Source organism: Frigoribacterium sp. AC759, assembly GCF_979256015.1.
Genome location: NZ_CEEDMT010000198.1, coordinates 1 through 236 on the forward strand (window position 1 = coordinate 1; position 236 = coordinate 236).

The 236-nt window shown below is 69.9% G+C and carries 1 pseudogene; it reads left to right on the forward strand.

What is annotated here, in order from left to right:
• Positions 1-236: pseudogene (locus ACZ6JE_RS15640) on the forward strand (polysaccharide biosynthesis C-terminal domain-containing protein); the annotation flags it as partial.

The following is a 236-nucleotide window of genomic DNA, read 5'->3' on the forward strand; positions in this document are numbered from 1 at the left end:
GCGCCCGTTTCGACGCCAGCGCTGCCGCAGACGCCGTCTCGGACAGCGACCGCCTCGTCCTCCGTGCGGGGGTGAACCGGGGTACGGACGACGAGGTCGCAGCCGGCAACATCGTCTTTGCCCAGCAGGCCGCGCACGCATTGCGGGAGGCCGACGTGCCACCTGCCACGGTCGCCTTCGCCAACTCCACTCAGGTCGGAAACGGGTCCACGTACGGTCGAGCGAAGGAGGAAGCC